Here is a 7182-nt window from a genome sequence, read left to right on the forward strand (position 1 = left end):
AGTCGTCTATGTTAGCAGTTTATTGATACTAGTCAAAATATGAATAACAATATTACCATCCTTAACCAACCTTTAAAACTAGCCTGTGGGGCAGAATTGCCAAATCGGATAGCTAAAGCTGCCATGAACGAACAGTTAGCTGACGATCAAAACAGCCCCACAAAAGAAATTATCCGCTTGTATAAGCGATGGGCATTAGGAGGAGCCGGTTTGATGATTACCGGTAATGTCATGATTGCTCGGACAGCTTTGGTTTTGCCACGCGATGTTGTAATTGAAGATGAACGGGATCTGCCACTTCTCCAAGAATGGGCAGTTGCAAGCATTGCACAAGGTGGTCATATATGGATGCAGATTAATCATCCAGGACGGCAATCACCAATTTATTTATCACCACAGCCTGTAGCACCATCATCAATTCCACTAAAACTTTCTGATAAAGAATTCGCTCAACCCAGAGCATTAACTGAAGCGGAAATTAAACATCTAATCGAACGTCACATTTATACAGCAAAAATTGCAAAAAAAGCTGGTTTTACTGGTGTACAAATCCATGCTGCTCATGGATATCTAATTAACCAATTTTTATCACCACTTTCTAATCAACGTCATGATGACTGGGGAGGAACACCTGAAAAGCGAATGCGTTTCCTTTTAGAAGTATATCAAGGAATACGTAATTCCCTTGGTCAAGATTTTCCGATTAGTGTCAAACTCAACTCTGCCGATTTTCAACGAGGTGGTTTTACTGAAGAAGAATCTATTAATGTTGTCCAAGTTTTAGAACAAGTGGGTGTTGACTTAATAGAAATCTCTGGTGGAACTTATGAAAAACTGGCAATGATGGGACAGACAGATATTGCTCAAAAAGAAAGTACACGCCAACGCGAAGCTTATTTTTTAGAATACGTCCGCAAAGTTCGCTCCTCAATTTCTCTACCAATTATGTTAACTGGTGGTTTTCGTTCAGCCGATGCTATGACCCAAGCAATTGAAGAAGGAAGCGTAGATGTTATCGGTTTAGCACGACCGCTTGCAATTGCACCAAACTTGCCGATTGAACTTTTGACAAATCGAACTAGCGGTATTACGCTACAACCCCAAATAACACAGACTAATGATCTAGATCAACAAGGAATGCTTGAGATTATTTGGTATACACAACAAATTCATCAATTGGCAGCAGAAGATAAGTCAGCATAAAAGTATATACAGTCAAATAAACAACTAACAATATCAGTTTATAGATCAATACAGTTCAGATAAGATCAAAACACTTGTAGAGACGGCGATTTATCGCGTCTCGAAAACTCAATTTCGTGGTAACGATCAAATTCAATCGCCAACTTTCAGAGAGCTAAATCTGACTGCTGAACAAGTTTTTAAAGCTGCTTTGGGAGAACAGTAATGAGCATCGCTTCTCTGCTAACTTAATTATCAATGCAATTCAATACACACCACAAACAGGAAAAGTGACTAATTGCTTACAGGATATTTGAAAAGTTCTCTTGTCAGTATCAAAAATTTTAGATCCCCCTAAATCCCCCTTAAAAAGGGGGACTTTGATTCCGGTTCCCCCCTTTTTAAGGGGAGTTAGGGGGGATCTAAAAGTGCCGAAAGTCACAGCAAAAAACTTTTCAAACAACCTCTTAGACTGTAGTGACTATTATGCTGTGATTCAGATTCAAAATACTGGTACTGGTATTCCGCAACAGAATCTAACTCGGATTTTCGATCGCTTTCTTAGCATTGGTGATCGTTCTGTTGGCTGGATTTTTTGGAGTCTACTCCCATCAATACCCCATGTCATCTATCAGTAGGGTAATATATTTAACTCTTGAGAAGTATTGACATATTAAATTTTTTGAGGATTCATATTGCATATTTTGATAAAACGTTATAGATTATTAGGTTATAGGGGAATAATCTGACCTCTTCGTGTCAAAAACTAATCTTGCTCAGGTAAATATACTGCAACCAGTTTTAACTTCACACAAACCCTAAACAGCACTAAAGATATGTTTTTGTTTGGTAAAGCAAAGATTTCGGGCAGATAACGGAACAATAAATAATCTAAAAATATATCTTGTGTGACTGTTGTTAGGAATCATGTTACTACTTGAGGTGGAGAGCAACAACTATAATTCACCAAAACAGTAATAAATTACAGGCAATTAACTAACAATAAATTTGCATAAATGTCAGCAAGTTTATTGTTAGTTGATTATTTTTTGCCAAATTATATTTGCTATTCAAAGAATCGTTTTTGTTATGCTGAGAATAGCAAAATAAGAAATGAAGACGCATCTACCACAAATTCACAATCCCAATGGAGTTACTCTGGCGATGCACCTAAATGAATTGGAAACTACTGAAAATTTAAAAGAAGTAGAAGAAGCTTGGCTAGCACTAGAAAAATCAATCCTCTACTATCAGGGACGCCCCGTTGGGACAGTAGCCGCTTATGATGCCTCTGTAGAAGCGCTCAATTACGATCAGTGCTTTGTCCGAGATTTTGTTTCTTCCGCTCTAATTTTTCTAATCAAAGGTAGAACAGATATTGTTCGTAATTTCTTAGAAGAAACCTTAAAGTTACAGCCTAAAGAAAAGGCATTAGATGCCTATAAGCCAGGACGAGGATTAATCCCAGCTAGCTTTAAAGTTGTATCAGAAAATGGACAAGAATATTTAGAAGCAGACTTTGGTGAACATGCGATCGCTAGAGTTACTCCCGTAGATTCTTGCCTATGGTGGATTATTTTATTGCGTGCTTACGTAGTCGCCACAGATGACTTTTCTCTAGCCGATCAACCTGAATTCCAAAATGGGATCAGGTTAATCATGGAAATCTGCTTGGCAAATCGTTTTGATATGTACCCAACGCTGTTGGTTCCAGATGGTGCTTGTATGATTGACCGTCGTATGGGCATTTATGGGCATCCTTTAGAACTACAAGTTCTTTTTTACACGGCATTGCGTGCATCTCGTGAACTGCTAATTTGTAAAGGTAATTCTGATATTGTTGAAGCCATTGATAACCGATTACCTCTTTTATGCGCTCATATCCGCCAGCATTATTGGATAGATATTAATCGCCTGAATGCAATTTATCGCTTCAAAAGTGAAGAATATGGTAAGGCTGCTGTTAATCTGTTCAATATATATGTAGATTCTGTTCCCTATTATGAATTAGATAAATGGCTGCCTAAAAAGGGTGGTTATCTAGCGGGTAATGTTGGCCCGTCGCAGCTAGATACTCGCTTCTTTTCACTCGGAAACTTAATGGCAATTATTTCCGACTTAGCCACCGAAGAACAGTCACAAGCGATTATGACTCTCATTGAGGAACGATGGGATGACTTGGTGGGAGATATGCCAATGAAAATTTGTTTCCCAGCTTTGGAACATGAAGAATACAGAATAGTAACTGGATGTGACCCCAAAAATATTCCCTGGTCGTATCATAATGCTGGTAGTTGGCCAGTTTTAATGTGGATGTTGGCAGCGGCGGCGGTGAAAACTAATAGAACAAGTCTTGCACAAAAGGCGATTGAAATTGCCCAAGGACGCCTTAGTACAGATGAATGGCCAGAGTATTACGACGGGAAGAAAGGGCGACTGATTGGCAAACAAGCTCGGAAATATCAAACTTGGACAATTACTGGGTTCTTATTAGCAAAAGAACTAATGGCAAACCCGACTTATTTACCATTAATCAGCTTTGGGAAATTACCAGCAGAACAGGTTTCTAGAGCGTGTGAGTTTGAAATTGCCAGCGTAGAACCATATATGTCTTGATAGGTCGAAGTTAGGAGAGACGCGATTAATCGCGTCTGTACAAGAGTTGGGAGTTAGAATACAAAAGCCTTCTGACTCCTGAATTATGTTTCCATGACAAACCCCCGTCAACTAGCTTTTATTGCCCTGCGAGATGTCCATAAGGGGGCTTATGCTGATGTTGCCCTAGATAGAGTACTGCAAAAAGTTAATTTGCCTGATAACGATCGCCGCTTATTGACAGAATTGGTTTATGGGAGTGTCAGAAGGCAGCGCACTCTTGATACTCTCATCGATCAACTCGCCAAAAAGAAATCTCATCAACAACCGCCAGATCTCCGCACCATCTTACATCTGGGTTTTTACCAGCTGCGCTATCAACAGCGTATTCCCGCCTCGGCTGCTGTTAACACCACCGTCCAACTCGCTAAAGAAAACGGTTTTTCTGGACTAACTGGTTTTGTTAACGGTCTATTACGCCAATATCTGAGAAAAGCAGGGGTGCAAGAGAGCAGAGGGGCAGAGGAGAAAAACTCATTGTTACTCCCTCACTCCCCACTCCCCACTCCCCACTCCCCAATCCCCCATTTTGATCCGTTACAACTTCCAGAAAACCCAGTAGAACGCTTGGGTATTTTACACAGCTTTCCTGACTGGATGATTCAAGTTTGGTTAGAACAACTGGATTTTTCCGAGACAGAACAACTGTGTGAATGGATGAACCAATCACCAACAATTGATTTACGTATCAACCCGCTTTGTACTTCCATTGAGGAAGTTGAGGCGGCGTTGCAATCTGCTGGTGTTTTAGTCAGACGGATTCCTCATTTACCCCAAGCTTTACGATTAATTGGTAGTGCAGGGTCAATTCAAAAACTACCTGGTTTCAAAGAGGGTTGGTGGACTGTACAAGATAGTAGCGCCCAATTGGTAAGTCATTTACTCGACCCCCAACCAGGTGAGGTGGTAATTGATGTTTGTGCTGCACCAGGGGGTAAAACAACCCACATTGCGGAGTTAATGGCAGATAAGGGAAAAATTTGGGCTTGCGATCGCACTTCTTCTCGTCTTCGTAAACTCCAAGAAAATTCTCAACGCCTGAATTTACAATCTATTCAAATTTACACTGGCGACAGTCGCCACTTCAAGCAATTTCAAAACACCGCAGACCGCGTATTATTGGATGCCCCATGTTCTGGTTTAGGAACTATGCACCGTCATGCTGACGCGCGTTGGCGACAGACACCAGAATCAGTCCGAGAACTTTCGGTGCTGCAAAAAGAATTGCTAACACATACATCTACTTTTGTCAAACCCGGTGGTGTACTAGTTTATGCCACCTGTACATTGCATCCAGCAGAAAATGAAGAAGTAATTTCGGCATTTTTAGCTGAGTCACCTGATTGGCAAATTGAGTCTGCAAAAGGCGTTGAGTTACCTGATTTTGCCCATAGCACGCCTCAAGGTTGGTTTAAAGTCTGGCCCCATCGCCAGGACATGGATGGCTTTTTTATGGTGCGCTTAAGAAAAACCAATAATTCCGAGTGAATACGGTTTGGGATTGTACGATTTGGTGGAGGCCTGAATCTACCAGAGGAGGCAGCAATGGTTTCCCCTTCCAATGTCAAAAACTTAGTTAAAATCCTGATTGGAGCAGCCTGGATCGATGGCAGAATCCAGCCAGAAGAACGGCAATATCTCCGCGAAATAGCTCAAGCAAAAGGTTTGGCTAACGACCCAGAAATTAAGCCTTGGCTGTACGAATTAGTTCCTGTACAGCCAAAAGAGTGCTATGAATGGGTGCGGGAGTATTTAGGCGATCGCCCCAGCCTGGAAGATTGCGAAGACCTGATTGAAGCTATCAGTGGCTTAATTTATAGCGATGGTGAAGTCGCCGTAGAAGAAGCCAGACTCCTAACGGAATTGCAAGATATAGCGAAGCCGAATGAGTCAACTCAACCGGCTCACACTCTGCTTCTTAAACAAATTCAAAAGCTTTACCGCCGTTGGGTTGAAGTGCAAAACTAAATAATAGTCAAAAGTCCATAGTCTAATAATTAATGACTAATGACTAATGACTAAATTATGACTTCGGTTTACCCACACCCGGAGTTTCTTCTTTATCAATTTTAGGCACAAAATCAGGACGCTCTTTGCTTTCCCAACCTGCGGGGCGTTTTGAGTTGTACCAAGCTATTGAACCAATGGTTACAGCGGCAATAAAACCAACGACATATACCAAGGTAAAAGCCAAGGGAAAGTGAGGAGCAGCATCTATAGCTGGTGCTGCTGTTTGCATAAATACATACATGAGTATATTCTCCAAGGTTAGGTAACAGTACTTAACACACTATAAAATGAGCGTATCACTTAACATCCCCCCGAAGTTGAGTTTGAGCAACTTCATATTGCAGAGAAAAGGGATGAGGGAGAGAGAGTGGGGAGCAGGGAGCAGGGAGCAGGGTGAAAATTCCTCTCCTCAACACCCCGCACCCCGCCCCTCTGCCTCTTTTCTATGCCCCACACCCACCTTTAGTTAATTAGTTAGACGGTCTAAGTTTATCCCGCCATGATGGCTGTGATGATGATGAACCTGAAGAACCAGAACTATTTGCGGGAGAGGAAGATCGCCGAGTTCTTTGAGGCGGGGGAGAATCAGATTCTACTCTTCTAGAACGCCGCCGTGGAGTGGATGATTCTGAGGAAGAGTTACTGGAATTAGATCCTTCACTGCGATCGCGCCTTCTCCGTCTTGAGGTAGAATTTCCTGATTGCTGTTCTTCTTGAGAAGAGCTTCCCCTGCTTCTACGTCTCCTAGATGAGCTGCTACTGTCAGCACTTTCTCCTGAGTCATCTTTAGAGGAGATAGAACGATTCAGCACTTGTTTGGGCTTAATAGACTGGGCTTTGATGGTACCTTTGCGACCATCTAATTTGGGTCGTTGGGGAAACTTTTCTACTGGCATCTCCTCTACCGCTTTTTTCATAAATTCGCGCCAGGTGTAAGCCGCACTACCACTGCTGCCATAAGTGGGGCGGTTGTCATCGTTACCTAACCAGACTCCTGTCACCACCTGGGGAATGTAGCCAATAAACCATAAATCACGGGCTTCGTCGGAGGTGCCGGTTTTGCCAGCAACGGGTCTATTACCTAATTGAGCAGCAGCACCAGTTCCCGCTTCTACGACGTTGCGTAGCATCCAAGTCATGATGGCGGCACTGTCAGCATCAAGGGCCCGTTTCGGCTTGAAATTGGCAGACCAAATCACTTTACCTTGGCGGTTGAGGATGCGGGTAATACCATGAGGTTCTGTATGCAATCCTTGATTTGCAAAACTGCCATAAGCGCTGGTCAACTCTAACAAATTGACTTCATTTGAACCGAGAGCCAAGGAATAGGTGGGC

General features: G+C 42.2%; 7 protein-coding genes and 1 pseudogene. 6 read left to right on the plus strand and 2 right to left on the minus strand.

Annotation, left to right across the window (positions count from 1 at the left end; all coding sequences use genetic code 11):
• Window positions 1–39: 39 nt before the first annotated feature.
• The 6 genes and pseudogenes from ACEW80_RS28175 (at window position 40) to ACEW80_RS28200 (ending at window position 5805) form a co-directional block, all read left to right on the plus strand.
• The gene (locus ACEW80_RS28175) at window positions 40–1203 is read left to right on the plus strand and encodes an NADH:flavin oxidoreductase/NADH oxidase family protein (RefSeq protein WP_373529770.1); all 1164 of its coding nucleotides are present in this window, start codon (window positions 40–42) and stop codon (window positions 1201–1203) included.
• Window positions 1204–1309: 106 nt separating this feature from the next.
• Window positions 1310–1408: pseudogene (locus ACEW80_RS28180) on the plus strand (Uma2 family endonuclease); the annotation flags it as partial.
• A gap of 202 nt (window positions 1409–1610) precedes the next feature.
• Window positions 1611–1820 carry a hypothetical protein gene (locus ACEW80_RS28185; RefSeq protein ID WP_373529777.1) on the plus strand — a complete coding sequence of 70 codons (210 nt, stop codon included), beginning with the start codon at window positions 1611–1613 and terminating at the stop codon, window positions 1818–1820.
• Between the two features lie 526 nt (window positions 1821–2346).
• Complete coding sequence (locus ACEW80_RS28190) at window positions 2347–3798, plus strand: glycoside hydrolase 100 family protein (RefSeq protein WP_373529776.1); 1452 nt, start codon at window positions 2347–2349, stop codon at window positions 3796–3798.
• A 93-nt stretch (window positions 3799–3891) separates the two neighbouring features.
• Window positions 3892–5325 (plus strand): 16S rRNA (cytosine(967)-C(5))-methyltransferase, encoded by a 1434-nt coding sequence (locus tag ACEW80_RS28195; RefSeq protein WP_373529771.1) that lies wholly within the window; start codon window positions 3892–3894, stop codon window positions 5323–5325.
• 57 nt (window positions 5326–5382) lie between these two features.
• Complete coding sequence (locus ACEW80_RS28200; RefSeq protein ID WP_069074685.1) at window positions 5383–5805, plus strand: TerB family tellurite resistance protein; 423 nt, start codon at window positions 5383–5385, stop codon at window positions 5803–5805.
• Window positions 5806–5860: 55 nt separating this feature from the next.
• Here the strand turns inward: ACEW80_RS28200 and psb35 are convergent, their stop codons facing one another.
• Complete coding sequence (gene psb35, locus ACEW80_RS28205; RefSeq protein WP_373529772.1) at window positions 5861–6088, minus strand: photosystem II assembly protein Psb35; 228 nt, start codon at window positions 6086–6088, stop codon at window positions 5861–5863.
• Window positions 6089–6317: 229 nt separating this feature from the next.
• On the minus strand, window positions 6318–7182 hold an 865-nt coding region (locus tag ACEW80_RS28210), incomplete at its 5' end, for a penicillin-binding transpeptidase domain-containing protein (protein WP_373529773.1).

Source organism: Nostoc sp., from assembly GCF_041747015.1.
Taxonomy (GTDB): Bacteria; Cyanobacteriota; Cyanobacteriia; order Cyanobacteriales; family Nostocaceae; genus Nostoc.